This is a genomic window from Acidovorax sp. 210-6 (genome assembly GCF_010020825.1).
Lineage (GTDB): Bacteria > Pseudomonadota > Gammaproteobacteria > Burkholderiales > Burkholderiaceae_C > Simplicispira > Simplicispira sedimenti.
Genome location: NZ_JAACJE010000001.1, coordinates 2,693,958 through 2,719,123, shown reverse-complemented (window position 1 = coordinate 2,719,123; position 25,166 = coordinate 2,693,958). Strand labels below are relative to the sequence as shown.

Sequence of the window (25,166 nt, the reverse complement as noted above, 5' to 3'; positions counted from 1 at the left end):
GATCCATGACCCACCGCGGCGAACCCACGCAAGCCTACGACTTTGACGAAGAGAACTCCAACACCTCTGCCAACCCCACGTTTGACTCGGTGCTGGGCGCACGCCTGTCGCGACGTGGCTTGTTGCGCGGTGGCGTGGCCACGGCGGGCACGGCCGTGCTGGGCGCCTTCAGCCTGAGCGCCTGCGGAGGCAGCGACGACCCCGTGGTCCCCGCAGAGAAGCTGTTGGGCTTCACGGCCGTGGGCAAGAGCCTGGCCGACAAGCTGGTGATTCCTGCGGGCTACACCGCCAGCGTGGTGTATGCGCTGGGTGATCCGCTGCAGGCTGGTGTGGCCGGGTACAAGAACGACGGTACCGACACCGACTACGACAAGCGCGCCGGAGACCACCACGACGGCATGGAGTGGTTCGGCCTGGGCGCCGACGGCAAGCGCAACGACAGCTCCGTGGACCGTGGCCTGCTGGGCATGAACCACGAGGCGACGACCGACGAGAAGCTCTCGTCCTTCTTCCTGCACGCCAACGGCGGCACCAGCACGCTGCCGCGCCCCGCGTCGGAGGTGGACAAGGAGCTGGCCATCCACGGCGTGTCGGTGGTGGAAATGCGCAAGACCGCAGGCAAATGGGCCTATGTGCAGGACTCGGCCTTCAACTTCCGCATCACCACACTGACGGACATCGACCTGTCTGGCCCCGCACGCGGCAATGCGCTGATGGTCACCAAGTATTCCACCGACGGCACGCGCACGCGCGGCACGCTCAACAACTGCGGCACCGGCAAGACGCCCTGGGGCACGCTGCTGACGGGCGAGGAGAACTGGAACGGTTACTTCTTCCGCAGCGCTACCGACGATGCCGCGCGCGGCAACGACAAGAGCGTCACCGCGCTCAAGCGTTACGGTCGCCCGCAGGGGGCCGTATCGCGCCATGGCTGGGAGACGGGCGGCGCCGACGACAAGTACCTGCGCTGGAACAACAGCAAGACCGGCGCCTCCGCCAACGGCAGCGACGACTACCGCAACGAGATGAACGCCCAGGGCTTCATCGTCGAGATCGACCCCTACAACAAGGCCCGCAAGGCCAAGAAGCGCACCGGCCTGGGCCGCTTTGCGCACGAGAGCGCCGCCTTTGGCAACGCCGTGGCAGGCCAGCCGCTGGCCGTGTACATGGGTGACGATGCACGCAACGAGTACATCTACAAGTGGGTCAGCGCTGCCGCCTGGAGCGCTGCCGACGCCACTGCCGCCGACGCCCTGGCCGTGGGCGACAAGTACCTGGACTCCGGCAAGCTCTACGTGGCCCGCTTCAAGGCCGACGGCACGGGCGAGTGGGTGGAACTGAGCATCAACAACGCCCAGATCAAGGGCTATGCAGGCTATGCCTTCGCCGACCAGGCCGACGTGTGCGTGAATGCCCGCCTGGCTGCCGACGCCGTGGGTGCCACCAAGATGGACCGCCCCGAGTGGTGCTCGGTCAACCCCGCCAATGGCGAGATCTACTACACGCTGACCAACAACAGCAACCGCAGTGTGGACCCGAGCGGCAGCAGCCAGTTGGCCCCCGACGCCGCCAACCCGCGTGCCTACACCGACATGAAGGGCACCAGCGCGCAAAAGGGCAATCCCAACGGCCACATCGTGCGCATGAAGGAAGGCGCCGCCGGCTCCGCCGCCACCAGCTTCACCTGGGACGTGTACGCCTTCGGCGCCCAGGCCGATGCCGATGGCTCCAAGGTCAACCTTTCCAGCCTGACGGGTGACCAGGACTTCTCCAGCCCCGACGGCCTGGCCTTCAGCCGCGCCACGGGCATCCTGTGGGTGCAGACCGACGACGGCGCCTACACCGATGTGACCAACTGCATGATGCTGGCGGCCCTGCCCGGCAAGGTGGGCGACGGCGCCAAGAAGACGCTGAACTACACCAAGGCCGATGGCAGCACCCTGGCGGTGGACACCTACGTGGGCAAGGCGCCTACGGCCGATACGCTCAAGCGCTTCCTGGTCGGCCCCAAGGACTGCGAGATCACCGGCATTGCCGAAACGCCCGACGGCAAGGCGCTGTTCGTCAACATCCAGCACCCCGGCGAAGGCACCAAGATGGCCGACATTGGCGACCCGGCCAAGTACACCAGCCAGTGGCCCGCCAATGCAGGCTACGGCGCGGGCAAGCGTCCGCGCTCGGCCACTATCGTCATCACCAAGAACGACGGCGGCCGTGTGGGTAGCTGATCGCGGCTGACAGCGTGTCGCACCTGCCGGTGTGCAGGTGCGTTGCACGCTTCTTGCGCCCTTGCAGGCTGTGGCCTGCAAGGGCGTTGTCAATTGGGGCTGTAGTGGGGCTCCGGCGCCGGTTGTGGTGCTGTTGGGGTGCGCGTTTGGGGCGTCCGGTAGCCACCATAGGGGCTTTGCTTGCCGCTGCCGTCCCTGCTGCCCTTGCGGCCCGTGACTTGCCAGGCCGTGCGTTGCTGGACCAGGGCCGCCAGCATTTCCATTTCCTCGTCGGTGTGGTTGATGGCTTCGGCAGGGATCAGGCGCCGTCCCTCCTTCGGATGCGCTTCGGCCCAGAAGGACTGGTGGTACTCCGACTCACTGCGCAATTGCTCGCCACCGGCATTCAGGTCCACGCTGCCGTAGCAGTTGCAGAAGTAGCTGCGAAAGTCCTGCTGCGTCCACACCTCGGCATACACGCCTGTGCCGCGGATGCCAGCGGTCAGCGTGGGCGTGACGAGCTGCCGGTCTGCGCCCTTGCTCCACACGCTGGCCACGGCACCGCTGAGCAGGCGCAGCACGCGCACGGACAGCGGGGTCTCGCCCTGCAATTCCAGGCGGGTGTTCTCACGCACCAGGTAGGCACTGTCGCCCACGGTGAACATGGCGCTGGCGCCGGGGCCGGTCTCGATGCGGTCGCCCGCCGCCACGCTGCCCTGGGCGGTGAGTGCTTGCCCGTTGCGCCGCACATCGCCGCGGAGTTCCACCACGCGGCTGGCGCTGGCCTGCGCCCAGGCGCCATGCCACCAGGGCAGCGCGGGCCCGGCCAGCGCGGCCTGCAGCAGGCGGCGGCGCAGGTTGGTGGGCAGGTAGGGTAGGAGCGGCGCGCGCCCGTGGCGGGGCGCTGCGGGGTCAGTCGTGCTCGGCAGGCCCGCCGGGCGGGCGAGGGGGTGCGGGGCGTTCTTCATCGTCAGGCCTTTCTGCGCTGCGCCCAGGGGGCTCGAAGCAGTCTCGGAACGTGAAGACGATGGAGCCAAACAACATGGTGGCCATGACCATCGCCAGCCCCACCATGATGCCACTGACCGCGCCCAGCGAGCCACCCAGCAAACCCGCCAGCAGGCTGGTGACCAGGCCGCCGAGGGCAAACACCCCCAGCCAACCCAGCCCATAGACCACGAAAGCGCCCATATTGCGCACGCAGGCCACCAGGCTGAAGAACAGGCTCTTGACGGGTGGCACCCCGTGCCAGTGCACCAGCCCTGGCGCATGCCAGAACAGCAGCGACAGGGGCAGGTACAGCACCATGGACAGCCACATGGCCGCCTGGAAGCTGCTGCTTTGCACGATGTCCTCGGTCAGCTCGGCGCGGCCCAGGTACACCAGGGCGAACTGGCCCCCATCGACAAGGGCCGACAGACCGATCACCAGCAAAAAACCCACGGCGTACAGCGCGCCCAGTTGCAGCATGTGGCGCAACCGCTCCTTGCCGGTGCGAAAGGCCACCAGCAGCACGTCGGGCGTGGGAAAGCGCCCCTGCATGGCTTCGGCCGAGGCCACCATCATGGCCAGCGTGACCGAGGGCAGCAGCGCCAGCGCGAGCGCCGGGCCGATGAGCGGAAACAGCGACAGCAGGGACATGGCCGCCATCGACATGAAGAACAGCGCCGCCATGGCCAGCGGCTGGCGCCTGAAGACGAAGATGCCGCCCTTGACCCAGTCCAGGCCGGTGCGGGCGGGAACAATGCGCAATTTCATGCGGGGATGGTAAAGCGTTCAGGCTTGGGTCAGTGTGACGGGGTGCTGTACCCGTTCGCGCAGTACGCGTTCAAAGTGCGTGGGGTCGTGCGGTGTGAGCATGGCGGCTTCGCGCGGCAGGTAGAAGTCCCACAGGCGCGAGATCCAGAAACGCAGCGCCCCAGCGCGCGCCATGGCGGGCAGCAGCTCGCGCTCGGCGGCTGTCAGGGGGCGCACGGCCTGGTAGGCGTCCAGCAGGGCGCGGGCAAGCGGCGCGTCGTGGCGGCCCGTGGGCAGGTCGATGCACCAGTCGTTCAGGCACACCGCCAGGTCGAACAGCCAGGTGTCCACACCGGCAAAGTAGAAATCGAAGAAGCCCGTGAGCTGTTCGCCCTCGAACATCACGTTGTCGCGGAACAGGTCGGCGTGCACCGGGCCGCGTGGCAGCGCGGCGTAGCTGCTGCCGGCGGCCACATGGTTCTGGTAGGCCAGCTCGGCGCGCAGCAGTGCCGCTGCTTCCGCGTCGATGTGCGGCAGCACCACGGGCACGGTTTCGTTCCACCAGGGCAGGCCACGCAGGTTGGGCTGCTGGCGTTCGTAGTCGCGCCCGGCCAGGTGCATGCGTGCCAGCATGTCGCCCACGGCGGCGCAGTGCACAGCCTGGGGGGCGAGTTGGCTGCGGCCCGCCAGGCGGTTGACCACGGCGGCGGGCTTGCCGCACACGGTGTGCAGGATGTCGCCTGCCGCGTTGGCGCGCGGGTCGGGCACGGGGATGCCCTTGTGCGCCAGGTGCTTCATCAGGTGCAGGTAAAACGGCAGTTGCTCGGCGGTCAGGCGCTCGAACAGCGTGAGCACGAACTCGCCCGCGTCACAGGTGACGAAGTAGTTGGTGTTCTCGATGCCGCCTTCGATGCCGCGCAGGGCGTGCAGCGTGCCCAGTTGGAGCGCTTTCAGGAGTTTGCCTGCCTCGGCTTCGGAGACTTGGGTGAATACGGCCATCGGTGGGGAGAAAAATCAGGAAACTGGCGGGAATGCGGGCGGGGCCTGGATGCGCGCTCTGCGCGCACGGCCTGGGGCGCGGGGGGTCAGAACTTCATCACGTTCCACACGCGTGCGCCGGTGGTGGACTCGGCGCCGTTGCGCGGACGGTTGCGCACGCCGTCGGAGGACTGCACCTCGTATTCGGGCAAGGTGCCCACCTTGGGCTGCACGGTGATGCTCTGTGTCTGCCCGCCCACGCGCAGTTCGTCGATGCGGCTGCCACCGTCTTCCACGCGGATGCGCTCGGTGCGCTGGTTCAGGCGGTTGGCGGGTTGCTCTTGTTTTGATAGCTGCTCGCGCCCGTCTGTATTGCCTTGATTGGCATTTTGACTGGTATTTTGAGCAAGGGCGGGGGCGCTGGCCAAGGCCAGCAGCATCAGGGTATGAACGGCGCGCATGGCGCGATTGTAGGCGGCGCTGGTCGCTGGACTTGGCGCAGGTTGTATGCAAGATAGGGTTCCCGCCGATGGTCGCACCGTTGTGGCGCGTTACAGTGGTGCCCTGGCAGATAGTCAGCCAAGGTCGGCCCCAGTTTTGCCTTAGAGTACCCTGCACCTCCATGTCCGGCCCCCATACCGACCCCGAATCCATTGCCGAACTGCAGGCACGTCTGCACGAGGCCGAAGCCCGCTTGCATTCCCTGGGGCGCAACCTGCCCGGCAGCGTGCTGTTCCAGAGCGTGCGCGAGCCTGATGCGCGACGCCACTTTGCCTACATGGGCGAGGGCATCGAGCGCTTGACGGGGCTCACGGCAGCGCAGTTGCTGGCCGATTTTGGCGCCTTCTACCGACTGATCGACCCGGAAGACTTCCCTGCCTACAAGGCGGCGGTGGACCATTCCTACCACACGCTGGAGACGGTGGAAACGCAGTTTCGCATCCACCGCTCCGACGGTGAGTTGCGCTGGATCCGATTGTCAGCCACGCCGCGCAGGCTGGGTGAGGACAGGGTGATCTGGGACGGCCTGCTGACCGACATCACCGGTCAGATTCGCGCCGAGGCCGCCGCCCGTGCCTACGAAACCCAGCTGGCCGGCGTGCTGCGCCACCTGCCTGGTGCCGTGGCGCGGCTGGGGCTGGGCCTGGAGATCCTCTACGTCAACCAGACCCAGGCCCAGTGGGTGGATACCGAAGTCGATCAGATCATCGGAAAGCGCGTGCCCGAGGTCATCGCCCCGGCGCTCATGGAACGTATGGCACCGTATTTCGAGCGCGCCATCCGCGGCGAAACGGTGGTGTTTGAAAACCGCATCGACCGGCCCGATGGCGAGGTGCGCTTTCGCCACACCACCATGGTGCCCGAGCGCACGGCCGATGGCTCCATCGGCTCCATCGTGCTGTTTGCCTATGACCTGACCGCACTCAAGAACGCACAGGCCGAGGCCTTGCAGCAAAAAGCCCTGCTCAGCAGCCTGCTCAAGGCCATGCCGGACATGGTGTTCCTGAAAAACACCCAGGGCGTGTACCAGGCCTGCAACCCGGTGTTCGAGCGCTTCATGGGGCGCAGCGAGAGCGAGATTCTGGGCCGCACCGACGCCGACCTGCTGCTGCCTGCCGCCGCCGCGCACTTCAGTCGCCACGACCGGCAGGCCCTGCAGGCCTGGCAGCCGCTGGTCATCGAGGACACGCTGGTGTTTGCCGACGACGGCTACGAGGGCCGGTTCGAGACCATCCTCACGCCCATCCGCGACCTGGCCGGCAACACCACGGGCCTGCTCGGCGTGGCCCGCGACATCACCGACCGCAAGCGCGCAGCCCAGGAGATCGAACGCCTGGCGTTCTACGACGCCCTCACGTCCCTGCCCAACCGCCGCCTGCTGCTGGACCGCCTGCAACGCCTGCTGCTCAGCGGCCAGCGCACGCGCCAGCACGGCGCGCTGCTGTTCATCGACTTGGACAACTTCAAAGACCTCAACGACACCCTGGGCCACGACATGGGCGACCAGCTCCTGATCCAGGTCGCCACCCGCCTCTCGGCCAGCGTGCGCGAATGCGACACCGTTGCACGCTTTGGCGGCGACGAATTCGTCGTCCTGCTCGAAGGCCTGGACCAGGATGCCCAGGCCGCCAGCCGCCAGGCCGAAGCCGTCGCGCGCAAACTCCTCATGGCGCTGAACCAACCCTTCGAACTGGCCGGCCAGCAACACTACAGCACCCCCAGCATCGGCCTGACCCTCTTTGGCCCCGAACGCCAAAGCGTGGACGAACTGCTCAAGCGCGCAGACCTGGCCATGTACGAAGCCAAAGCCGCCGGGCGCAACACCCACCGCTTCTTCGACCCCGGCATGCAGCAAGCCCTGCACGAACGCTCCAGCCTGGAAGCCGACCTGCGCCAAGGCCTCTCGCGCGGCGACCTCTACGTGCACTACCAACCCGTCGTGGACTACCAAGGCCACGTCAAAGGCGCAGAAGCCCTGGCCCGCTGGAACCACCCCGAACGCGGCCTCATCAACCCCGCCGAATTCATCCCCCTGGCCGAACAGACCGGCCTCATCCTGCCCCTGGGCAGACACATCCTGCACACCGCGTGCGAACAACTCGTACGCTGGAGCCGCCAACAGGAAACCGCCCACCTGAGCGTCGCTGTCAACGTCAGCGCGCGGCAATTCAGGCACAGCGGCTTTGCCGCCGAAGTCCTGCAAACCCTGCGCGAAACTGGCGCCAACCCCCGGCGCCTCAAACTCGAACTGACGGAGAGCCTGCTGCTGGGCGACATCGAAGACACCATCGAACGCATGGTGCAACTCAAACGCGAAGGCGTAGGGTTTGCGCTGGACGACTTCGGCACCGGGTACTCCAGCCTGGGCTACCTCAAACGCCTGCCGCTGGACCAGGTCAAGATCGACCGGGGCTTCGTGCGCGACGTGCTGACCGACCCCAACGACGCGGCCATTGTGCGCACCATCCTGGCACTGGCGCAAAGCCTGGACCTGGACGTGGTGGCCGAAGGGGTGGAGACGGCGGGGCAGCTGGGCTTCTTGCGGCTGCATGGCTGCGAGCAGTTCCAGGGGTATCTGTTCGGGCGGCCGGTACCGGCCGATGTGTTCGACCACGAACACCGTTTGGACAAATCCAGCCATTTCCAGGCCATCTTCTGACGACAATACGGGGCATGGACAAGCAGCTTTTGGTCGCCGGAGGCGGCATCGGTGGGCTGGCAGCCGCACTGGCCGCCACGCGCGCCGGGTGGGAGGTGCGGCTCTTCGAGCGCGCAGTGCAGTTTTCCGAGGTGGGCGCTGGCGTGCAACTGGGCCCCAACGCCGTGCGTTGCCTGCAGGCCTGGGGCCTGGAGCCTGCGCTGAACGCTGTGGCCGCCTTTCCGCAGCACCTGCAGGTGCGCAGCGCCATGCACGGCGGTGTGCTCGCCACGCTGGCGTTGGGCGAGGCCACGGTGCGCCGCTACAGCGCGCCCTACGCCACCATCCACCGCGCCGATCTGCACAGCCTGCTGCTGCATGCCGTGCAAGACCACCCGGCCGTGCAACTCAACCTGGGCCACGCCATCACCCAGCACGAGGACACCGGCAACGCCGTGCTGGTGCATGTCGAGCATGGTCAGGGCCAGGCCAAGCCGGTGGAGGGCGACGCGTTGATTGGCGCCGACGGCCTGTGGAGCCGCACCCGCACCCAGGCCTGGCAGGACGGCACCCCCCGCGCCACCGGGCATCTGGCCTACCGCGCCCTGGTGCCTGCGCAGGCGCTGCCCGCCGCGTGGCGTGCTCAGATCACCGCCTGGCTCGGGCCGCGCCTGCATGCCGTGCACTACCCCGTGCGCCGGGGCGAGTGGATGAACCTGGTGGTCATCATCCATGGCAGCCCACCACAGGACCTGGAGCACTGGGACCACGCCGCCAACGCCGCCGACCTGGCCCATGCCCTGGAAGGCACCCACCCCGCCTTGCAGGAGGTGGTGCACAGCGTGGCCGCTGCGGGCTTGGGCTGGCGCCTGTGGCCACTGTGTGACCGCGCCCCCATGCAAAGCGCCGACGCCATGGCCCGCGGCCTGGTGGCCCTGCTGGGCGACGCCGCCCACCCCATGCCGCCCTACCTGGCCCAGGGCGCAGGCATGGCCCTGGAAGACGCCACGCAACTGCAGGCCGCCCTGGCCCTGCACGATGTGGAGGTGCCCCTGCGTCTGCGCCGCTACGCGCTCAACCGCTGGCAGCGCGCTGCACGCGTACAGGCGCGCTCGCAGCGCAACGGGCGCATCTTTCATGCCACCGGGCTGGTGCGCTGGGGGCGTGATCTGGGGCTGCGCGTGCTGGGCGAGCGCTTGCTGGATGTGCCTTGGCTTTACCGGGGCGACGGGATGGATGCAGGGTTGATGTGATTTGCTATTAAAACTATAGCTATTGGCGCTTTATTCATAAGCGATAAAGGCACTTTTCTCCGCGCTCATTGCGAACGCCTTGTTCTCTCAAGGGGGGCTGGTTCTGCGTGCTCTGGGCGCCAGGCCACGCAGCACCTCCAGCCGGTTGGGGGGAGCGTCTGGTGCCAAAAAATCGGGAATGGTGAAATCGTCCCGCTGGGGCCTTGACAAAAATTCCACCGGCCATTCGGTGATTCTGGGCTCCCGGATATGCACATAGCATCCCGGCTCGTCCTCGTCGATGTATTCACGCTGCAGCACCAGGGCCAAGGGCTCCTCGGCGCCCATGGTGGCGCGGGCAAAGGCGTCGGCTTCTTCAAAGGTTTCGAACCCGTAGAAGTAGTCGTTGCCGTCGGCTTCATCGGGCGCGCCGCGTTCCGGGTGGCACCACACACGGTATTCCAGCACGGCATCCCAGACCAACCCGCCGCCGGAAAAACAGCTTGCGGGGTAGTTGCCGACTTCGGCTGGGTTCAGTACCGCTGGGTATTGCATGGATCAGTCCCTATTCAGTATGTGGCGCCACTGAGTCGATCAGCGTCCCCGAGGACGCTCACCCCGCCTCCCGGTACACCAGCACCTTCAGCGCCCGCTCGGGCTGGGCGTCGGCAAAGGTGGCGGGGTTGGCCAGGCGCTCGACGAATTGCAGTGTGGGTGCCTGCTCCTGCACCTGCTGGTGCAGGAAGGCGCTGTCCAGTTCGGGGGCGTTCAGGCACAGCAGGGCGTGGCCGCCGGGGGCCAGCAGGTCGGGCAGGCGGCGCAGCAGGCGCGCGTAGTCCTTGGTGGCGACGAAGCTGCCTTTCTGGTAGCTGGGCGGGTCGATGATGACCAGGCCGTAGGGGCCGTGGCGCGTGATCTTGCCCCAGGAGCTGAAGATGTCGTGGTCCCAGAACAGGGCGCCGGCCTCCAGCCCATTGAGCCGGTGGTTCTGCCGCCCCGTGGCCAGTGCGCCCCCGGCCATGTCCACGTTGACCACCTGGGCCGCGCCTGCGCGCAGCGCTGCCACCGAAAACGCGCAGGTGTAGGCAAACAGGTTGAGCACGCGCAGGCCGGGGTGCTGCGCGGCGTGGCGCTGCACCCAGCGGCGGCCTTCGGCCATGTCCAGGAACAGGCCGTGGTTCTGCCCGCGCAGCACATGCACCAGGTAGCGCGCGCCGTCTTCCTGCACCACATGCGGCTCGGGCACCTGGCCTGCCATGGTGCGGGTTTCGCGCTGCTGCGGGTGGCGGCACTGGTACACCCAGTGCAGTGCGGCGCCGGGTGCCAGTGTGGCCCAGCGCGCTTGCAGGGCTTGGTGCACGGCGGCCAGCAGGGCGTCGTCGGCGGGTTCAAAGCTGGTGAACACCCACACGGGCGGGTAGGCGTCCAGCGTCCAGCCTTCGCAGCCGGGGTTCAGGCCGCCCCGGCCGTGGAAGATGCGGCAGGCCTCGGTGGGCAAAGGAGCGGCGGCAATGGCGTCGAGCAGGGCTTGCATGGCGGTGGGGCAGGGGGTCACAGGGCGCGCAGCACGGCGCGCACGGGCGAGGCGTCGGCGGTGCTCAGCTTGAGCGGCAGGGCGATGAGTTCGTAGTCGCCCTCGGGCACCTCGTCGAGCACCAGGTTTTCCAGCACGCGCAGATCGCGTTGACGCAGCACCTGGTGGCTGGGCAGGTCGGTGCTGTCGGCGGGGTCCACGCTGGGCGTGTCCAGGCCCACCAGCAGCAGGCCGCGGTCGGCCAGGTGCTGCAGCAGGGCCGGGGCCAGGGCACGGAAGTCGGCATCCCAGTGCGCGGGTGCAGGGTGCACTCGCGTGCGCACCAGCAGGCGCGGGGGCAGCGGGTCGCTCAGGGCATGGGCCAGGTCGGCCACCTGCACCAGCGCGGCGTTGCCGCGGGCGTGCACCACGCGGCAGGGGCCCAGAAAGGGCTCCAGCGCCAAGGCGCCCACGGCGGCGCCCTGGGGGTCGTAGTGCAGCGGCGCGTCGGCATGGGCTCCCAGGTGGGTGCTGAGGGTGATCGCGCCCACGTTGACGGCGCACCCTGGGCCCAGGGTGCTGGTCCAGTGCAGGCGCAGGGGCGTGTCGCCGGGGTACACCGGCGTGCCGGGGTGCAGGGCGGGGGAGATGTCCCAAAGGCGAGGCATGGGGCATTATCCCGCGCGCCCCGGTGGCTTGATCCAGCGCAAGACTGCACGGGATGGGGCGGCGGTACGTCTTGCCTGGAAAGAGGCGTCCGCCTACAATTCGCAAATAATAATGGTTGTTATTTAGAATATTATGGACGCAGTGATTCCCCTGGCCGCTCCGGCCCCCGTGGTGACAGGTGAGGCCGGTCTTGCCGACCTGCCCCTGCGCACCAATGCCTGGGTGCAGGGCCTGCACATGGAGGCGGCGGCCGAAGACGGCGATCTGTTGCTGCGCCTGCTGGAGATCGGTTTCCTGCCGGGCGAGCGCGTGCATGTGGTGGCGCGGGCCTTTCCGGCGGGCGAGCCCATGGCCGTGCGTGTGGGGCGCACCACCTTTGCGCTGCGCAAGCGCGAGGCGGCGCTGGTGCGCATCAGCACCACGCCACCGGTGCAGGGCGCTGCGGCATGAGCGCGTACCGGGCTGTTCCCCAGCGGGCTCGCACCGTCATGCAAAGCACGGAGGCCAGCCAGTGAGCGCCGCTGCCATGCGCCTGGCCCTGCTGGGCCATCCCAACTGCGGCAAGACCGCCCTGTTCAACCTGCTGACCGGCAGCCGCCAGAAGGTGGCCAATTACGCCGGGGTCACGGTCGAGCGCAAGGAGGGCGTGCTCACCACGCCCGCGGGCAAGGCCGTGCGCGTGCTGGACCTGCCGGGTGCCTACAGCCTCAACGCCCTGAGTGCCGATGAGGCCGTGACGCGCGACGTGGTCACCGGCCAGCGCGCGGGTGAGGCCGCGCCCGACCTGCTGGTCTGCGTGGTCGATGCCACCAAGCTGCAACTGGGCCTGCGCATGGTGCTGGAGGCGCGCGCCATGGGCCTGCCCATGGTGGTGGCGATGAACATGAGCGATGCCGCGCGCCGCCAGGGCATCGCCATCGACCGCGCGTTGCTGGAGCGCGAACTGGGCATGCCCGTGGTGGAGACCGTGGGCATCCGCAAGGATGGTGCGAGTGCGCTGGTGCAGTGGCTGGACGGCTGGCAGCCTGCCGGTGGTGCCCAGGCGTCTGCCTGGCAACCGCAAGGCCCGGCGCAGGTGCTGCAAACGCAGCAAGAGGTGCGCCGCATCCTGCGCCTGGCGGTGCGCGAGCCTGAAGGCCTGATGCGGCGCGACGATGCCATCGACCGCGTGGTGCTGCATCCGCTGTGGGGCATGCTGGTGCTGGCGGCCACCATGTTCCTGATGTTCCAGGCGGTGTTCAGCTGGGCCGCTGTGCCCATGGACGCCATCGAGTCCGGCGTGGGGGCGGTGGGCGGGTGGTTGCAGTCGCAATTGCCCGAGGGCCTGTTGCGCAGCCTGCTGGTCGAGGGCATTGTGGCCGGGGCGGGGGGCGTGCTGGTGTTCCTGCCGCAGATCGTCATCCTGTTCTTCTTCATCCTCACGCTGGAGGATTCGGGCTACCTGCCGCGCGCGGCCTTTCTGTTGGACCGCGTGATGGGCAGCGTGGGGCTGTCGGGGCGTTCGTTCATTCCGCTGCTGTCGAGCTTTGCCTGCGCCATTCCGGGCATCATGGCCACGCGCACCATCACGCACTGGCGCGAGCGGCTGGTCACCATCTTCATTGCGCCGCTCATGACCTGTTCGGCACGCCTGCCGGTGTATGCGCTCTTGATTGCCGCCTTCATTCCTGAGCGCACGGTGGCGGGACTGTTCAATCTGCAGGGCCTGGTGATGTTCGCGCTCTACGTGGGCGGCATCTTCAGCGCCATGGCCGTGGCGGCCGTGCTCAAGCTCTGGCGCGGCACGGTGCGGCCCACGCCGCTCATCATGGAGCTGCCCCCGTACCGGTTGCCCGCGCTGCGCAGCCTGGCCCAGGGTCTGTACGAGCGCGCCAGCATCTTCATCAAGCGGGTGGGCGGCATCATCCTGGCGCTGTCGGTGCTGCTGTGGGTGCTGTCCACCTTTCCGGCGCCGCCCGAGGGCGCCACTGAATCAGCCATCTACTACAGCCTGGCGGGCCAGTTGGGCCGTGCGCTGGAGCCGCTGTTCGCGCCGCTGGGTTTCAACTGGCAAATTGCCATTGCGCTGGTGCCCGCCATGGCGGCGCGCGAAGTGGTGGTCAGTGCGCTGGGCACGGTGTATGCGCTGTCAGCCACGGGCGACGAAGCTGCGGCGCAACTGGGTACGCTGATCGCGCAGCAGTGGTCGCTGGCCACGGCGCTGTCGCTGCTGGTGTGGTTTGTCTTTGCGCCGCAGTGCATTGCCACCCTGGCCACGGTGCGGCGCGAGACCAACTCCTGGCGCATGGCCTTGCTCATGGCCAGCTACATGTTTGCGCTGGCCTATGCCGCCAGTGCCGCCACCTACCACCTCACGGTGGCCCTGGGAGGCTGAACCATGCACGGTGCACTGTGGCAAAACCTGGCAGTGGGCGCCATCGTGCTGTTGGCCGCGCTCTACGCGCTGTGGTACTGGATGCCCGCCGCCCTGCGCAAACGCCTGGGCCGCGTGCGCCCTGCGCTGGGCAAGGCGCCGTCGTGCGGATCGTGCAGCGACTGCGGCGGTTGCGCCACCCCGGCAGACCCGGCCGCGCGGCAGGCCGCTACCGGCAAGACGCTGTGGATGCACTCACAGCCGTAGCTCTTGCGCCAAGAATGCTATTAAAAATATAGCTGCCTGCGCTTGTCTGGTAAGCGTTAGAGGCCAATTTTCCATTCAATTATCAGGGTAGGCCCCCAGCCCGTGGCGCTGCCGCGCGCGCTCACAGGCCGGACTGCCGGGTGCGAACTCGCGGCAGGGCGAGGGGCGCCATTCGTAGATGCCGCAGGCGGCCTGGGTGCCCACCTTGCCGGTGAGGGCAGCGCAGCGCGGTGGGCTGTGGTCGGTGCCGCGCATGCGGCGCAGGGTGTCGGTCACGTCCACGGCCAGGCCGTCGGGTACGTCACCACCCAGCTCCTGGGTTTCGTACACCGAGAAGTCCACGCGAAAGCTCGCGCAGCAGGCGCCGCAGGTGAGGCAGGGGTGGGTCATGGGCGGGGCGGTGTGTGCAGCGCGGCCAGGGCGCGTTCAAGGTTCTGGCGGGCGGTGGCCTCGAAGCGCCCATGGAACGCATCGGTGCCATAGATGCGCGGTCGGTCGAGGAAGCCGCGCAGCACCGCGCTGCGGCCCGCGACGTAGCGCGGCCAGCGCACGAAGAAGTATTCGCGGCGCACGTTGCGCTCGAAGCGGTCGTACACCGCCGGGTTCTGGCCCAGGATGGCCAGGTCGATGTCCACCACCCACTGCGCATCGCCCGTCAGCGGACCGGGCTGGTGGCGTGTGTCCAGGATGTGCTGGTGCACCTGCGCCACCAGGGTTTCGGGCAAGGACTGGCCGCGCAGAAAGCGCACGGCCCAGTCGGCGCTGTGCTCCTCGTTGTGCGTGCTCCAGGGCCAGTAGATGGCGTCGTGGTACCACAGCGCCAGTTCCACGGCCACCGGGTCTTGCAGTGCGCCGGGCTGGGCGGTGCGCAGCGTGCGCAGGTGCCCCAGGCAGGCCCCCAGGTGCGTGGTGTCGTGGTAGGCACGCGGCCAGCGGGCCCAGCTGCGCAACAGGCGCCGTCCTTCTGCGTTCCACGCAGGGGTGTCCCGGCCCAGCGTCTGGCCCAGGGACTGCCACTGCGCCAGCAGTTCGGCGCTGTGGGCGGGCTGGCGGCGCCAGGGCATGGAGTCAAAAATCAGGCCACGCGGCCGAGCAGAAGGTACTCCATGAGTGCCTTTTGCACGTGCGTGGCGCTTTGGCTTCGGCCCGCAGCCTGCGGCTGCTTCACGTCCGCGTGGCGGACATGAGCCTGCGCCGAAACAGTCTGCTGGCGCTGGCGCGCCACCGCGTTGCATTTCATGCCACGCGGCCGAGCAAAAGGTACTCCATGAGTGCCTTTTGCACGTGCATCCTGTTTTCTGCCTCATCCCACACCACGGATTGGGGGCCGTCGATCACGTCGGCCTCGACCTCTTCGCCGCGATGCGCGGGCAGGCAGTGCATGAACAGGGCATCGGGCTTGGCGGCGGCCATCATCTCGGCGTCCACGCACCAGTCGGCGAAGGCCTTCTTGCGCGCTTCGTTCTCGGCCTCATAGCCCATGCTGGTCCACACGTCGGTGGTGACCAGGTCTGCGCCCTGGCAGGCTTCGAGCGGGTTGCTGAAAAATTGATAGCTGTCTGCGCTGATTCCACCTGCGCCAACGGCCAATTTCTCATCAACTTCGTAGCCGCGCGGCGTGCTCACGTGCACCTTGAAGCCCAGCAGTTGCGCGGCCTGCAGCCAGGTGTTGGCCATGTTGTTGCCGTCGCCCACCCAGGCCACGGTCTTGCCAGCGATGGAGCCGCGGTGTTCGATGTAGGTGAAGATGTCGGCCAGGATCTGGCAGGGGTGGAACTCGTTGGTCAGGCCGTTGATGACGGGCACGCGCGAGTACTGCGCAAAGCGCTCGATCTTGGCCTGCTCGAAGGTGCGGATCATCACCAGGTCGGTCATGCGGCTGATGACGCGCGCGCTGTCCTCGATGGGTTCGGCGCGGCCGAGCTGGCTGTCGCCCGTGGTCAGGTGCACCACGCTGCCGCCCATCTGGTACATGCCGGCCTCGAAGCTCACGCGCGTGCGCGTGCTGGCCTTCTCGAAGATCATGGCCAGCGTGCGGTCGGCCAGGGGCTGGTACTTTTCGTAGGCCTTGAACTTCTTCTTGATGAACGCGGCGCGTTCGAGCAGGTAGGCGTATTCGTCGGCGCTGAAGTCGTTGAACTGCAGGTAGTGTTTCATGGCTGTCTCGCAGGGGCTCATTCGGCCAGCAAGGCCTGGACCAGGGGGGTGAGCCGGGCGACGATTTCGTCGGCCTCGGCCGTGGTGAGGATCAGCGGCGGCACGATGCGGATCACGCTCTCGGCTGTCACGCTGATGAGCAGGCCGGCCTCGGCCGCACGGCCCACCAGGGCGCCGCAGGGCTTGTCCAGCTCCACACCGATCATCAGGCCCTGGCCGCGCACTTCCTTCACGCCGCTCAAACTGCCCAGTGCGGCGCGCAGCGCGGCCTGCAGGTGTGCGCCCACGGTGGCGGCGTTCTGCAGCAGGCCGTCTTCTTCCATGATGCGGATGGTTTCCACCCCCGCGCGCATGGCCAGCGGGTTGCCGCCGAAGGTGGTGCCGTGGTTGCCCGGTTGCAGCACGTTGGCGGCCTTGGGGCCGGCCACCACAGCGCCCACGGGCACGCCCGAGCCCAGGCCCTTGGCCAGGGGCATCACGTCGGGCACGATGCCGGCCCACTGGTGCGCAAACCACTTGCCGGTGCGGCCCATGCCGCACTGCACTTCGTCGATCATCATCAGCCAGCCGCGCTCGTCGCAGAGCTTGCGCAGTTGCTGCAGGTATTCGATGCGCATGGGGTTCACGCCGCCTTCGCCCTGGATGGTCTCGAAGAACACGGCCACCACGTTGGGGTTGCGTTCGGTGGCACGGCGCAGGGCCTCGATGTCGTTCTGAGGTACGCGGATGAAGCCTTCCACCAGCGGGCCGAAGCCAGCCTGCACCTTGGGGTTGCCCGTGGCCGACAGCGTGGCGATGGAGCGGCCGTGGAAGGCCTTCTCATAGACCACCACTTCGGGCTTCTCGATGCCCTGGTCGTGGCCGAACTTGCGTGCGATCTTGAGCGCGGCCTCGTTGGCCTCCAGGCCCGAGTTGCAGAAGAACACGTTGCTCATGCCCGAGCGCTCGACCAGCAACTGGGCCAGCTGCTCCTGCAAGGGCACGTGGTAGTAGTTGGAGGTGTGGATGAGCTGCGTGAGCTGGTGCTGCAGCGCGGGCACCAGCTTGGCGTGGTTGTGGCCCAGGGTGTTGACGGCGATGCCGCCCAGCGCGTCGAGGTACTCCTTGCCGTTCACGTCCCACACGCGGCAGCCCTGGCCGCGCTGCAGTGCGATGGGCACGCGGCCATAGGTGTTCATCACGTGGGGCGAGGTAGCCGGGATGGAAGCGGTCATGCAGGATTCTCCAGACGGGGCGTACAGCGCAGCCATCGGTGGCTGCAAGGAAAAGGAGCACCGATTCTAGGGCGTGCCGCCGCGCCGATGCATGACGATTGCGCATCACTGCAATGCATGCAGCGGGTGGGTCTGTAAGCAGGGCGTCGGCAAACTCTTATATAAGAGTTAAAATGCCCGGTTGCGGCAATTTGCGCAGCGATCCTGCACCGTCCGCCCTAACTACACCACGATCCGATGGTTACCCCTTCCAGCAAAGAAGTCTTCATCCAAGGCGTCACCAGCAGCGGAAAAACTTTCCGTCCAAGCGACTGGGCCGAGCGCCTGGCAGGGGTGATGAGCAGTTTCCGCCCCGGTGGCGCCCGGCCTGGCAGCCACCTGAGCTACTCGCCCTGGTGCATTCCCACCACCATGGGCGGCGTCAAATGCGTGGTGGTGCACCGCGACCTGCGCGACCACGAGCCCATGGCCTGGGACTTCGTGATGAACTTCGCGCGCGACAACGACCTGCAACTGGTCGAGGCTTGTCTGCTGCCGGACCCGCCACGGGTCCAGAAGTAAGAAAAAAGGGCGGCTTGCGCCGCCCTGTGCAGGGGTGGGTATGGGGCGTCAGCCCAAAGCCTTGACCACCGCGTCCCCCATCTCGCGCGTGCCCACCTTGGTGGTGCCTTCGCTGTAGATGTCGGGCGTGCGCAGGCCCTGGGCCAGCACCTTTTGCACGGCGGCTTCGATGCGGGCGGCGGCGGTTTCCTGGTTCAGGCTGAAGCGCAGCATCATGGCGGCCGACAGGATGGTGGCCAGCGGGTTGGCCACGCCCTTGCCCGCGATGTCCGGGGCGCTGCCATGGCTGGGCTCGTACAGGCCCTGGTTCTGGCTGTTGAGGCTGGCGCTGGGCAGCATGCCGATCGAGCCGGTGAGCATGGAGGCTTCATCGCTCAGGATGTCGCCAAACATGTTGCCGGTCACGATCACGTCGAAGGCCTTGGGGCGCTTGACGAGCTGCATGGCGGCGTTGTCAACGTACATGTGCTCCAGCTCCACGTCGGGGTACTGCTGGTGCACCTCGGTGACCACGTCCTTCCAGAACTGGAAGGTCTCCAGCACGTTGGCCTTGTCCACGCTGGTGACCTTCTTGTTGCGCTTGCGCGCGGCCTGGAAGGCGACATGGGCGATGCGCTCGATCTCGGGCTTGCTGTAGCGCATGGTGTCATACGCTTCCTCGGCGCCGGGGAAGTGGCCATCGGTGGCCACGCGGCGGCCGCGCGGCTGGCCGAAGTAGATGTCTCCCGTCAGCTCGCGGATGATGAGGATGTCCAGCCCGGCGATCAGTTCGGGCTTGAGGCTGGACGCGCCCACGAGCTGCTCGTAGCAGATGGCCGGGCGGAAGTTGGCGAACAGGCCCAGGTTCTTGCGCAGGCCCAGGATGGCCTGCTCGGGGCGCAGCGGGCGGTCGAGCTTGTCGTACTTCCAGTCGCCCACGGCGCCGAACAGCACGGCGTCCGCCGCCTTGGCGAGCTGGAGCGTGGATTCGGGAAGCGGGTGGCCGTGCGCCTCGTAGGCGGCGCCGCCGACCAGGGCGGTTTCCATCTCGAATGTCAGGTCCAGCGCGTGGAGCACCTTGACCGCTTCGGCCACGATTTCGGTGCCGATGCCGTCACCCGGCAGAATGGCGATTTTCATGTTTGTTTGCTCTTGTTTTGATAGCTGCTAACGCCCTGTTTTAGGGCATTGCAATGGATTTTTGCCCTGAATTAGCCCTGCATGGTGTGGCTCAGCCAGGGCTTGGTAGCCAGGCGGTGGGCCTCGAAGGCGGCGATCTTGTCCTTGTGGCGCAGCGTCAGGCCGATGTCGTCAAAGCCATTGAGCAGGCAGTAGCGACGGAATGGCAGCACGTCGAACGCGATCTCTTCACCCTGCGGCCGCACGATGACCTGGCGCTCCAGGTCGATGGTGAGCTGGTAGCCGGGGAAGGCGTGCACCTCGTCGAACAACTGGGACACGGTGGATTCGGGCAGCACGATGGGCAGCACGCCGTTCTTGAAGCAGTTGCTGAAGAAGATGTCGGCAAAGCTGGGCGCGATGATCGCGCGAAAGCCGTATTGCTCCAGCGCCCAGGGCGCGTGCTCGCGGCTGGAGCCGCAGCCAAAGTTGCGCCGGGCCAGCAGGATGCTGGCGCCCGCGTAGCGCGGCTGGTTGAGCACGAAGTCCGGATTGGGCTTGCGCGCCCACTCGGGCACGCCGGGCTCGCCGGGCTGGTCCAGGTAGCGCCATTCGTCGAACAGGTTGGGACCAAAGCCCGTGCGCTTGATCGACTTGAGGAACTGCTTGGGAATGATGGCGTCGGTATCGACGTTCTCGCGATCCATGGGGGCCACAAGGCCCTGGTGTACGGTGAATTTCTGCATGGGGTGCTTATTTGTTGGCGGCGCGCTCGATGGCGCTGCCCGCGCGTTCGATGTCCTGCCCCACGCCCTTGACGGTGTTGCAGCCTGCCAGCACAAAGGCCAGCGACAGTGCGATGAGGGTAGCGGTCTTTTTCATGGTCTTGCTCCTTCGGTGGTGGGTGGGAAAACGGTCAGGCGAATGTGCGGATGTCCACAAAGTGCCCGTGCACGGCCGCAGCGGCGGCCATGGCGGGGCTCACGAGGTGGGTGCGGCCGCCAGCACCCTGGCGACCTTCGAAGTTGCGGTTGCTGGTGGAGGCGCAGCGCTCACCGGGCTCCAGACGGTCGGCATTCATGGCCAGGCACATGGAGCAGCCGGGCTCGCGCCACTCAAAGCCTGCGGCCTTGAAGATCTCGTGCAGGCCTTCGCGCTCGGCCTGTTCCTTGACGAGGCCCGATCCAGGCACCACCAGCGCCTGCTTGACGTTGGCAGCCACTTTGCGGCCCAGCTTCTTGACCACGGCGGCGGCCTCACGCATGTCCTCGATGCGGCTGTTGGTGCACGAGCCGATGAACACCTTGTCGATGGTGATGTCGTTGATCGGCTTGCCCGGCGTGAGCGCCATGTAGGTCAAGGCGCGCTCCATGGCGCTGCGCTTGTTGGCGTCTTTTTCCTTGTCGGGGTCGGGCACGCGGGCGTCCACGCCCACCACCATTTCGGGCGAGGTGCCCCAGGTGACCTGCGGCACGATGTCCTGGGCCGACAGCTCCACCACGGCATCCCATTGCGCATCGGCGTCGGAATGCAGCGTCTTCCAGTAGGCCACGGCCTGGTCCCATTCCACGCCGGTGGGCGACAGGGGGCGGCCCTTGACGTAGTCGATGGTCTTGTCGTCCACCGCCACCAGGCCGGCGCGGGCACCGCCCTCGATGGCCATGTTGCACACCGTCATGCGGCCTTCCATGGAGAGCTGGCGAATGGCCGAGCCCGCAAACTCAATGGTGTAGCCTGTGCCGCCCGCGGTGCCGATCTTGCCGATGATGGCCAGCACCACGTCCTTGGCCGTGATGCCGGGTGCCAGGCTGCCTTCGACCTTGATGAGCATGTTCTTGGCCTTCTTGGCCAGCAGGGTCTGCGTGGCCATCACATGCTCGACCTCGCTGGTGCCGATGCCGTGCGCCAGCGCGCCAAAGGCGCCGTGCGTGGAGGTGTGCGAGTCGCCGCAGACCACGGTCATGCCCGGCAGGGTAGCGCCGTTTTCCGGGCCGATCACGTGCACGATGCCCTGGCGCTTGTGCATGAAGGGGAAGAACGCGGCCGCGCCCACGGAAGCAATGTTCTTGTCCAGCGTGGTGATCTGCTCTTTGCTGATGGGGTCGGTGATGCCGTCGTAGCCGCGCTCCCAGCCCGTGGTGGGCGTGTTGTGGTCGGCCGTGGCCACGATGGAGCTCACGCGCCAGACCTTGCGGCCTGTCTCGCGCAGCCCTTCAAAGGCCTGCGGGCTGGTGACCTCGTGCACCAGGTGGCGGTCGATGTAGAGCACGGCGGTGCCGTCCTCTTCGGTGTGGACGACATGCTCGTCCCAGATCTTGTCGTACAGGGTGCGTCCCATGGGAGTTGTTCGCTTTCAGGTGGGGTGGATGGGATTTTAGGCAGTGCGCGTGGGCGCGGGGGTTGCAAGGTGTTCGGCCAGCAAACGGGCGGTGGGGGGCAGGGCGGCAAAGTCGCGCGCCACCAGGCGCAGCTCGCGCTGCGCCCAGGCGTCGCGCAGGGGCACGGCGGCCAGGTGCCCCACGCCGCGCATCAGCGCAAAGGCGCGGTCGGGCAGCAGGCCCACGCCCAGGCCGTTGTCGATCATGCGGCACATGGCATCCAGGCCCGTGACCTGGATGCGCTGGCGCAGTGTGCGCCCGGCCTGGGCTGCGGCCACGCGCATGGCCAGGCTGATGCTGCTGCCCGCGTGCAGGCCGACAATGTCCCAGTCCAGCGCTTCTTCAAAATTGATAGCATCTCGCGCAGACAGGGCGTGGCCTGCGGGCATTACCAGCACCAAACGGTCACTGCGGTAGGGGCGGCTTTGCAAGCTGCCGCTGCCCTGCGGGCCCAGGTTGCAGATACCCAGGTCAGTGGTGCCTTCCTGCACGGCCTGCAGCACATCGGGCGAGAGGTGTTCCTGCAGGTCGATCTTGATCTGGCTGTGCTGCCGCGCAAAGGCGCCCAGGTCTTCCGGCAGGAATTGCACGATGGCCGAGATGTTGGCGTGCACGCGCACATGGCCGCGCACGCCCTCGGTGTATTCGGCCAGCTCGCCCTGCATGCGCTCCAGGCCGAACAGCACCGTGCGCGCGTGGTGCAACAGGCTTTCGCCCGCAGGCGTCAGGCGCACGCCACGGCTGTGGCGCTGCAGCAGCGGGGTTTCCACCGCAGCCTCCAGTTCGGAAAGCCGTTTGCTCACGGCCGATGCGGCGATGAACTCGCGCTGCGCCGCCCGCGCGATGCTGCCCAACTCGCACACCGCCACAAACAGTTGCAGCGAGGTCAGGTCGATGCGGCGCGCAAAGTTGCGCTCGTTGGATGGCATGGCGGATGGTTTTCAGGCGTCACGTTTGACGAGCAAAGCCGTATTTTCCACCCTTGAAACACCTTATGCCATCTCTAAAGGCGATGACTGACCTGGCGAATCACGCAAACACTACAGCGTGTAGGTGTTGCCGTGGTCGGGTACCGATGCACTCCAGCGCAACTCGTGTTCGATGCGCTGGCGCAGCATGTCGGCAGCCTCCAGCTCACCGTGCACGACGTACACCTGTTCGGGGGCGTGTTCCATGCGGCGCAGCCAGTCCAGTGTCTGGGTGGCATCGGCGTGGGCCGAGGCCGACTGCAACTGCACCACCTCGGCGCGGATCTGCACTTCCTGGCCGTGGATGCGGATGCTCTTCTCGCCAGCGGCGATGCGTGCGCCGCGTGTGCCGGGGGCCTGGTGGCCTGTGAGGATGACCATGTTGCGGTGGTTGCCCGCATGCAGCGCCAGGTGGTGCAATACCCGCCCGCCCGTGGCCATGCCACTGGCCGAGAGGATGACCATGGGGCCGTGGCGCCGGGCCAGGGCCTTGGACTCCTCGGTGGTCTGCACCATGGTGGCGCCGTGCGACAGGGCGTGTACCTGCTTGGCGTCCAGCCGGTGTTCGCCGGGGTAATGCTGGAACAGGCCGGTGGTGTTGACGGCCATGGGGCTGTCCAGGAACACGGGCAGCGATCTGGGCAGTTCCCCCTGTTGCTTGAGCTCTGCGATGGCGTGCAACACCGACTGGGCGCGGCCCACGGCAAAGACCGGCACCACGGCCACGCCGCCGCGCTGGGCCAGGCGTTGCAGGGCAGGCGCCAGGTCTTGCAGGATGTCGGTGTCCGGGTGCTCGCGGTCGCCGTAGGTGGATTCGATCAGGACGGTATCGGCCGCAGGCGGAGCGTCTGGGGGGCGCATCAGCAGATCGTCGCTGCGCCCCAAGTCGCCCGAGAACAGGATGCGCCGCCCGCCCACCTCCAGCAGAACGCTGGCGGCGCCCAGGATGTGTCCTGCATGGCTGAACTGCGCGCGCCAGCCGGGGATGGGCTCGAAAGCCTTGCCAAAAGGGTGTGGGCGCAACTGCTTGAGGCTGTGCAGCGCGTCAAGCCGCGTGTACAGCGGCAGCGCGGGCTGGTGCTTGGACAGGGCGTGGCGGTTGAGGTAGGCGGCATCCTCTTCCTGCAGGTGGCCGCTGTCGGGCAGCAGGATGGCGCACAGGTCGCGCGTGCCTGGGGTGCAGTGCACGTCCTTGGTGTAGCCGTCGCGCGCCAGCAGCGGCAGGTAGCCGCTGTGGTCCAGGTGGGCATGGGTGAGCACCACGGAGTCGATCTGGTGCGGCGTGACGGGCAGCGGCTGCCAGTTGCGCAGGCGCAGCAGCTTGTAGCCCTGGAACAACCCGCAGTCGAGCAGCAGGCTGTGGTTGTTGTGGCGGACGAGGTACTTGGAGCCGGTAACGGTGCCGGCCCCGCCCAGAAAGGTGATGCTGACGGACATGGAGGCATTCCTGTGGCAAGGGATGCCTCCATGTTACGCCGCGCGGGGCGGCGCGAGACCTCAGGTGAACAGGTTTTTCAGCCTGTCCGTCCAGCTCTCGGCGCTGGGGGAGTGGCGCGCGCCACCCTTCTTGAACGATTCCTCCAGCTCGCGCAGCAGCTTGCGCTGGTGCTCGGTGAGCTTGACGGGCGTCTCGACCACGATGTGACAGTACAGGTCGCCAGGGTAGCTGGAGCGCACGCCCTTGATGCCCTTGCCGCGCAGACGGAACTGCTTGCCCGCCTGCGTGCCTTCGGGAATGTCGATGGCGGCCTTGCCCGCGAGCGTGGGGACGTCGATCTCACCGCCCAGCGCAGCGGTGATGAAGCTCACCGGCACCTGGCAGTGCAGGTCGTCGCCATCGCGCTCGAAGATGTCGTGCTTCTTGATGCGGATCTCGATGTACAGGTCGCCCGGAGGCCCCCCGTTGGTACCAGGTTCGCCGTTGCCCGTGGAGCGGATGCGCATGCCGTCGTCGATGCCGGCGGGGATTTTCACTTCCAGCGTCTTCTGGCGCTTGAGCTTGCCCTGGCCGTGGCAGGTCGTGCAGGGCTCGGGGATGATCTTGCCGGTACCGCGACAGTGCGGGCAGGTTTGTTGCACGCTGAAGAAGCCCTGGCGCATCTGCACCGTGCCCGAACCTTGGCAGGTGCCGCAGGTCTTGGCGCTGGTGCCGGGCTTGGCGCCGCTGCCATGGCAGGTGTCGCAGCTGTCCCATGAGGGAATGCGGATTTGCGCATCCTTGCCCTTGGCTGCTTCTTCCAGGGTGATTTCCATGGCATAGGACAGGTCACTGCCCCGGTACACCCGGCTGCCACCCCGGCCACCACGTCCTTGGCCGAACATGTCGCCAAAAATGTCGCCAAAGGCCTCGGCGAAGCCGCCGAACCCTTCCGCACCCGGCCCGCCAGGGCCGCGCATGTTCGGGTCCACGCCTGCATGGCCGTACTGGTCGTATGCAGCGCGCTTTTGCGGGTCCGAGAGCATCTCGTAGGCCTCTTTGGCCTCCTTGAACTTCTCTTCGGCAGGCTTGGCGGCATCCCCCTGGTTGCGGTCAGGGTGGTGCTTCATCGCCAGCTTGCGATAGGCCTTCTTGATTTCTTCGTCCGAGGCGTTTTTCGGGACGCCCAGAATTTCGTAAAAGTCTCTTTTGGACATAGTGATTCGGAACCCGGTTGGAACAGGAACGCCGCGCAGCCCGTGACGAGCGTTGCGCGGC

The 25,166-nt window shown here is 67.2% G+C and carries 25 protein-coding genes; 7 read left to right on the top strand and 18 right to left on the bottom strand.

Annotated features, from left to right (window positions below):
* The first annotated feature begins 5 nt into the window (after positions 1 to 5).
* A complete protein-coding gene (locus GWK50_RS12585) occupies positions 6 to 2,228 on the top strand; it encodes a PhoX family phosphatase (RefSeq protein ID WP_162016833.1) in 2,223 nt (740 codons plus the stop codon).
* An 89-nt stretch (positions 2,229 to 2,317) separates the two neighbouring features.
* Here the strand turns inward: GWK50_RS12585 and GWK50_RS12580 are convergent, their stop codons facing one another.
* From GWK50_RS12580 to GWK50_RS12565, 4 genes are all read right to left on the bottom strand, one after another.
* Positions 2,318 to 3,175, bottom strand: a complete 858-nt coding sequence (locus tag GWK50_RS12580) for an iron dicitrate transport regulator FecR (RefSeq protein ID WP_197905010.1) — start codon at positions 3,173 to 3,175, stop codon at positions 2,318 to 2,320.
* Complete coding sequence (locus GWK50_RS12575) at positions 3,120 to 3,965, bottom strand: BPSS1780 family membrane protein (RefSeq protein ID WP_162016832.1); 846 nt, start codon at positions 3,963 to 3,965, stop codon at positions 3,120 to 3,122. The genes GWK50_RS12580 and GWK50_RS12575 overlap by 56 nt, the downstream gene beginning before the upstream one ends.
* Positions 3,966 to 3,983: 18 nt before the next feature.
* Positions 3,984 to 4,943: a homoserine kinase gene (locus GWK50_RS12570; protein ID WP_162016831.1), complete on the bottom strand. Its 960-nt coding sequence runs from the start codon at positions 4,941 to 4,943 to the stop codon at positions 3,984 to 3,986.
* A gap of 86 nt (positions 4,944 to 5,029) precedes the next feature.
* Positions 5,030 to 5,383 (bottom strand): hypothetical protein, encoded by a 354-nt coding sequence (locus GWK50_RS12565; RefSeq protein WP_162016830.1) that lies wholly within the window; start codon positions 5,381 to 5,383, stop codon positions 5,030 to 5,032.
* A 233-nt stretch (positions 5,384 to 5,616) separates the two neighbouring features.
* Here GWK50_RS12565 and GWK50_RS12560 point away from each other — a divergent pair, with 233 nt between their 5' ends.
* Both GWK50_RS12560 and GWK50_RS12555 read left to right on the top strand, forming a co-directional pair.
* Positions 5,617 to 8,082 carry an EAL domain-containing protein gene (locus GWK50_RS12560; protein WP_242455477.1) on the top strand — a complete coding sequence of 822 codons (2,466 nt, stop codon included), beginning with the start codon at positions 5,617 to 5,619 and terminating at the stop codon, positions 8,080 to 8,082.
* 14 nt (positions 8,083 to 8,096) lie between these two features.
* Entirely contained in the window at positions 8,097 to 9,314 is a 1,218-nt protein-coding gene (locus GWK50_RS12555) for an FAD-dependent monooxygenase (protein WP_162016828.1), read from the top strand.
* An 87-nt stretch (positions 9,315 to 9,401) separates the two neighbouring features.
* Here the strand turns inward: GWK50_RS12555 and GWK50_RS12550 are convergent, their stop codons facing one another.
* The 3 genes from GWK50_RS12550 to kynB are packed head-to-tail and all read right to left on the bottom strand — an operon-like array spanning position 9,402 to position 11,474.
* Positions 9,402 to 9,848 carry a GCN5 family acetyltransferase gene (locus GWK50_RS12550; protein WP_162016827.1) on the bottom strand — a complete coding sequence of 149 codons (447 nt, stop codon included), beginning with the start codon at positions 9,846 to 9,848 and terminating at the stop codon, positions 9,402 to 9,404.
* Between the two features lie 58 nt (positions 9,849 to 9,906).
* Positions 9,907 to 10,827 (bottom strand): class I SAM-dependent methyltransferase, encoded by a 921-nt coding sequence (locus tag GWK50_RS12545; RefSeq protein ID WP_162016826.1) that lies wholly within the window; start codon positions 10,825 to 10,827, stop codon positions 9,907 to 9,909.
* A gap of 17 nt (positions 10,828 to 10,844) precedes the next feature.
* Positions 10,845 to 11,474, bottom strand: coding sequence for an arylformamidase (kynB, locus tag GWK50_RS12540; RefSeq protein ID WP_162016825.1), 630 nt, complete (start codon positions 11,472 to 11,474; stop codon positions 10,845 to 10,847).
* A gap of 133 nt (positions 11,475 to 11,607) precedes the next feature.
* Here kynB and GWK50_RS12535 point away from each other — a divergent pair, with 133 nt between their 5' ends.
* From GWK50_RS12535 to GWK50_RS12525, 3 genes are all read left to right on the top strand, one after another.
* Positions 11,608 to 11,925 (top strand): FeoA family protein, encoded by a 318-nt coding sequence (locus tag GWK50_RS12535; RefSeq protein WP_162016824.1) that lies wholly within the window; start codon positions 11,608 to 11,610, stop codon positions 11,923 to 11,925.
* A 76-nt stretch (positions 11,926 to 12,001) separates the two neighbouring features.
* Positions 12,002 to 13,849, top strand: a complete 1,848-nt coding sequence (locus GWK50_RS12530; protein ID WP_162018110.1) for a ferrous iron transporter B — start codon at positions 12,002 to 12,004, stop codon at positions 13,847 to 13,849.
* Between the two features lie 3 nt (positions 13,850 to 13,852).
* Positions 13,853 to 14,095 carry a hypothetical protein gene (locus GWK50_RS12525; protein ID WP_242455367.1) on the top strand — a complete coding sequence of 81 codons (243 nt, stop codon included), beginning with the start codon at positions 13,853 to 13,855 and terminating at the stop codon, positions 14,093 to 14,095.
* 75 nt (positions 14,096 to 14,170) lie between these two features.
* Here GWK50_RS12525 and GWK50_RS12520 read toward each other — a convergent pair whose 3' ends face one another.
* From GWK50_RS12520 to GWK50_RS12505, 4 genes are all read right to left on the bottom strand, one after another.
* On the bottom strand, positions 14,171 to 14,485 hold the full coding sequence (locus GWK50_RS12520) for a YkgJ family cysteine cluster protein (RefSeq protein ID WP_162016823.1): 315 nt from the start codon (positions 14,483 to 14,485) through the stop codon (positions 14,171 to 14,173).
* A complete protein-coding gene (locus GWK50_RS12515) occupies positions 14,482 to 15,159 on the bottom strand; it encodes a hypothetical protein (protein ID WP_162016822.1) in 678 nt (225 codons plus the stop codon). Before GWK50_RS12515 ends, GWK50_RS12520 begins: the two co-directional genes overlap by 4 nt.
* Before the next feature lie 172 nt (positions 15,160 to 15,331).
* Complete coding sequence (argF, locus tag GWK50_RS12510; protein WP_162016821.1) at positions 15,332 to 16,252, bottom strand: ornithine carbamoyltransferase; 921 nt, start codon at positions 16,250 to 16,252, stop codon at positions 15,332 to 15,334.
* A gap of 17 nt (positions 16,253 to 16,269) precedes the next feature.
* Positions 16,270 to 17,466, bottom strand: coding sequence for an aspartate aminotransferase family protein (locus GWK50_RS12505; RefSeq protein WP_162016820.1), 1,197 nt, complete (start codon positions 17,464 to 17,466; stop codon positions 16,270 to 16,272).
* Between the two features lie 237 nt (positions 17,467 to 17,703).
* On the opposite strand from GWK50_RS12505, the gene GWK50_RS12500 reads away from it, so the two are divergent.
* The gene (locus GWK50_RS12500; protein WP_162016819.1) at positions 17,704 to 18,027 is read left to right on the top strand and encodes a DUF3579 domain-containing protein; all 324 of its coding nucleotides are present in this window, start codon (positions 17,704 to 17,706) and stop codon (positions 18,025 to 18,027) included.
* Between the two features lie 48 nt (positions 18,028 to 18,075).
* On the opposite strand, the gene leuB is transcribed toward GWK50_RS12500, so the two are convergent.
* The 7 genes from leuB to dnaJ all read right to left on the bottom strand — a co-directional run bounded on the left by leuB (position 18,076) and on the right by dnaJ (position 25,105).
* A complete protein-coding gene (gene leuB, locus GWK50_RS12495; RefSeq protein ID WP_162016818.1) occupies positions 18,076 to 19,146 on the bottom strand; it encodes a 3-isopropylmalate dehydrogenase in 1,071 nt (356 codons plus the stop codon).
* Between the two features lie 71 nt (positions 19,147 to 19,217).
* Entirely contained in the window at positions 19,218 to 19,871 is a 654-nt protein-coding gene (gene leuD / locus GWK50_RS12490; protein WP_162016817.1) for a 3-isopropylmalate dehydratase small subunit, read from the bottom strand.
* Positions 19,872 to 19,878: 7 nt separating this feature from the next.
* Positions 19,879 to 20,007: an entericidin A/B family lipoprotein gene (locus GWK50_RS12485; protein WP_162016816.1), complete on the bottom strand. Its 129-nt coding sequence runs from the start codon at positions 20,005 to 20,007 to the stop codon at positions 19,879 to 19,881.
* Between the two features lie 34 nt (positions 20,008 to 20,041).
* Positions 20,042 to 21,463, bottom strand: a complete 1,422-nt coding sequence (gene leuC / locus GWK50_RS12480; protein WP_162016815.1) for a 3-isopropylmalate dehydratase large subunit — start codon at positions 21,461 to 21,463, stop codon at positions 20,042 to 20,044.
* Between the two features lie 36 nt (positions 21,464 to 21,499).
* Positions 21,500 to 22,432, bottom strand: coding sequence for a LysR family transcriptional regulator (locus tag GWK50_RS12475; protein ID WP_162016814.1), 933 nt, complete (start codon positions 22,430 to 22,432; stop codon positions 21,500 to 21,502).
* A 111-nt stretch (positions 22,433 to 22,543) separates the two neighbouring features.
* Positions 22,544 to 23,908: an MBL fold metallo-hydrolase gene (locus GWK50_RS12470; RefSeq protein WP_162016813.1), complete on the bottom strand. Its 1,365-nt coding sequence runs from the start codon at positions 23,906 to 23,908 to the stop codon at positions 22,544 to 22,546.
* Positions 23,909 to 23,968: 60 nt separating this feature from the next.
* Complete coding sequence (gene dnaJ, locus GWK50_RS12465; RefSeq protein ID WP_162016812.1) at positions 23,969 to 25,105, bottom strand: molecular chaperone DnaJ; 1,137 nt, start codon at positions 25,103 to 25,105, stop codon at positions 23,969 to 23,971.
* Positions 25,106 to 25,166 lie beyond the last annotated feature (61 nt).

Coding starts and splice junctions, on each gene's coding strand:
- GWK50_RS12565 (WP_162016830.1), bottom strand. CDS start 5,383: ATGCGCGCCGTTCATACCCTGATGCTGCTGGCCTTGGCCAGCGCCCCC.
- GWK50_RS12535 (WP_162016824.1), top strand. CDS start 11,608: ATGGACGCAGTGATTCCCCTGGCCGCTCCGGCCCCCGTGGTGACAGGT.
- GWK50_RS12555 (WP_162016828.1), top strand. CDS start 8,097: ATGGACAAGCAGCTTTTGGTCGCCGGAGGCGGCATCGGTGGGCTGGCA.
- leuC (WP_162016815.1), bottom strand. CDS start 21,463: ATGGGACGCACCCTGTACGACAAGATCTGGGACGAGCATGTCGTCCAC.
- GWK50_RS12585 (WP_162016833.1), top strand. CDS start 6: ATGACCCACCGCGGCGAACCCACGCAAGCCTACGACTTTGACGAAGAG.
- leuD (WP_162016817.1), bottom strand. CDS start 19,871: ATGCAGAAATTCACCGTACACCAGGGCCTTGTGGCCCCCATGGATCGC.
- GWK50_RS12550 (WP_162016827.1), bottom strand. CDS start 9,848: ATGCAATACCCAGCGGTACTGAACCCAGCCGAAGTCGGCAACTACCCC.
- GWK50_RS12580 (WP_197905010.1), bottom strand. CDS start 3,175: ATGAAGAACGCCCCGCACCCCCTCGCCCGCCCGGCGGGCCTGCCGAGC.
- GWK50_RS12505 (WP_162016820.1), bottom strand. CDS start 17,466: ATGACCGCTTCCATCCCGGCTACCTCGCCCCACGTGATGAACACCTAT.
- GWK50_RS12500 (WP_162016819.1), top strand. CDS start 17,704: ATGGTTACCCCTTCCAGCAAAGAAGTCTTCATCCAAGGCGTCACCAGC.
- GWK50_RS12470 (WP_162016813.1), bottom strand. CDS start 23,908: ATGTCCGTCAGCATCACCTTTCTGGGCGGGGCCGGCACCGTTACCGGC.
- GWK50_RS12520 (WP_162016823.1), bottom strand. CDS start 14,485: ATGACCCACCCCTGCCTCACCTGCGGCGCCTGCTGCGCGAGCTTTCGC.
- GWK50_RS12545 (WP_162016826.1), bottom strand. CDS start 10,827: ATGCAAGCCCTGCTCGACGCCATTGCCGCCGCTCCTTTGCCCACCGAG.
- argF (WP_162016821.1), bottom strand. CDS start 16,252: ATGAAACACTACCTGCAGTTCAACGACTTCAGCGCCGACGAATACGCC.
- GWK50_RS12485 (WP_162016816.1), bottom strand. CDS start 20,007: ATGAAAAAGACCGCTACCCTCATCGCACTGTCGCTGGCCTTTGTGCTG.
- kynB (WP_162016825.1), bottom strand. CDS start 11,474: ATGCCTCGCCTTTGGGACATCTCCCCCGCCCTGCACCCCGGCACGCCG.
- dnaJ (WP_162016812.1), bottom strand. CDS start 25,105: ATGTCCAAAAGAGACTTTTACGAAATTCTGGGCGTCCCGAAAAACGCC.
- GWK50_RS12570 (WP_162016831.1), bottom strand. CDS start 4,943: ATGGCCGTATTCACCCAAGTCTCCGAAGCCGAGGCAGGCAAACTCCTG.
- GWK50_RS12475 (WP_162016814.1), bottom strand. CDS start 22,432: ATGCCATCCAACGAGCGCAACTTTGCGCGCCGCATCGACCTGACCTCG.
- leuB (WP_162016818.1), bottom strand. CDS start 19,146: ATGAAAATCGCCATTCTGCCGGGTGACGGCATCGGCACCGAAATCGTG.
- GWK50_RS12575 (WP_162016832.1), bottom strand. CDS start 3,965: ATGAAATTGCGCATTGTTCCCGCCCGCACCGGCCTGGACTGGGTCAAG.
- GWK50_RS12530 (WP_162018110.1), top strand. CDS start 12,002: ATGCGCCTGGCCCTGCTGGGCCATCCCAACTGCGGCAAGACCGCCCTG.
- GWK50_RS12525 (WP_242455367.1), top strand. CDS start 13,853: ATGCACGGTGCACTGTGGCAAAACCTGGCAGTGGGCGCCATCGTGCTG.
- GWK50_RS12515 (WP_162016822.1), bottom strand. CDS start 15,159: ATGCCCTGGCGCCGCCAGCCCGCCCACAGCGCCGAACTGCTGGCGCAG.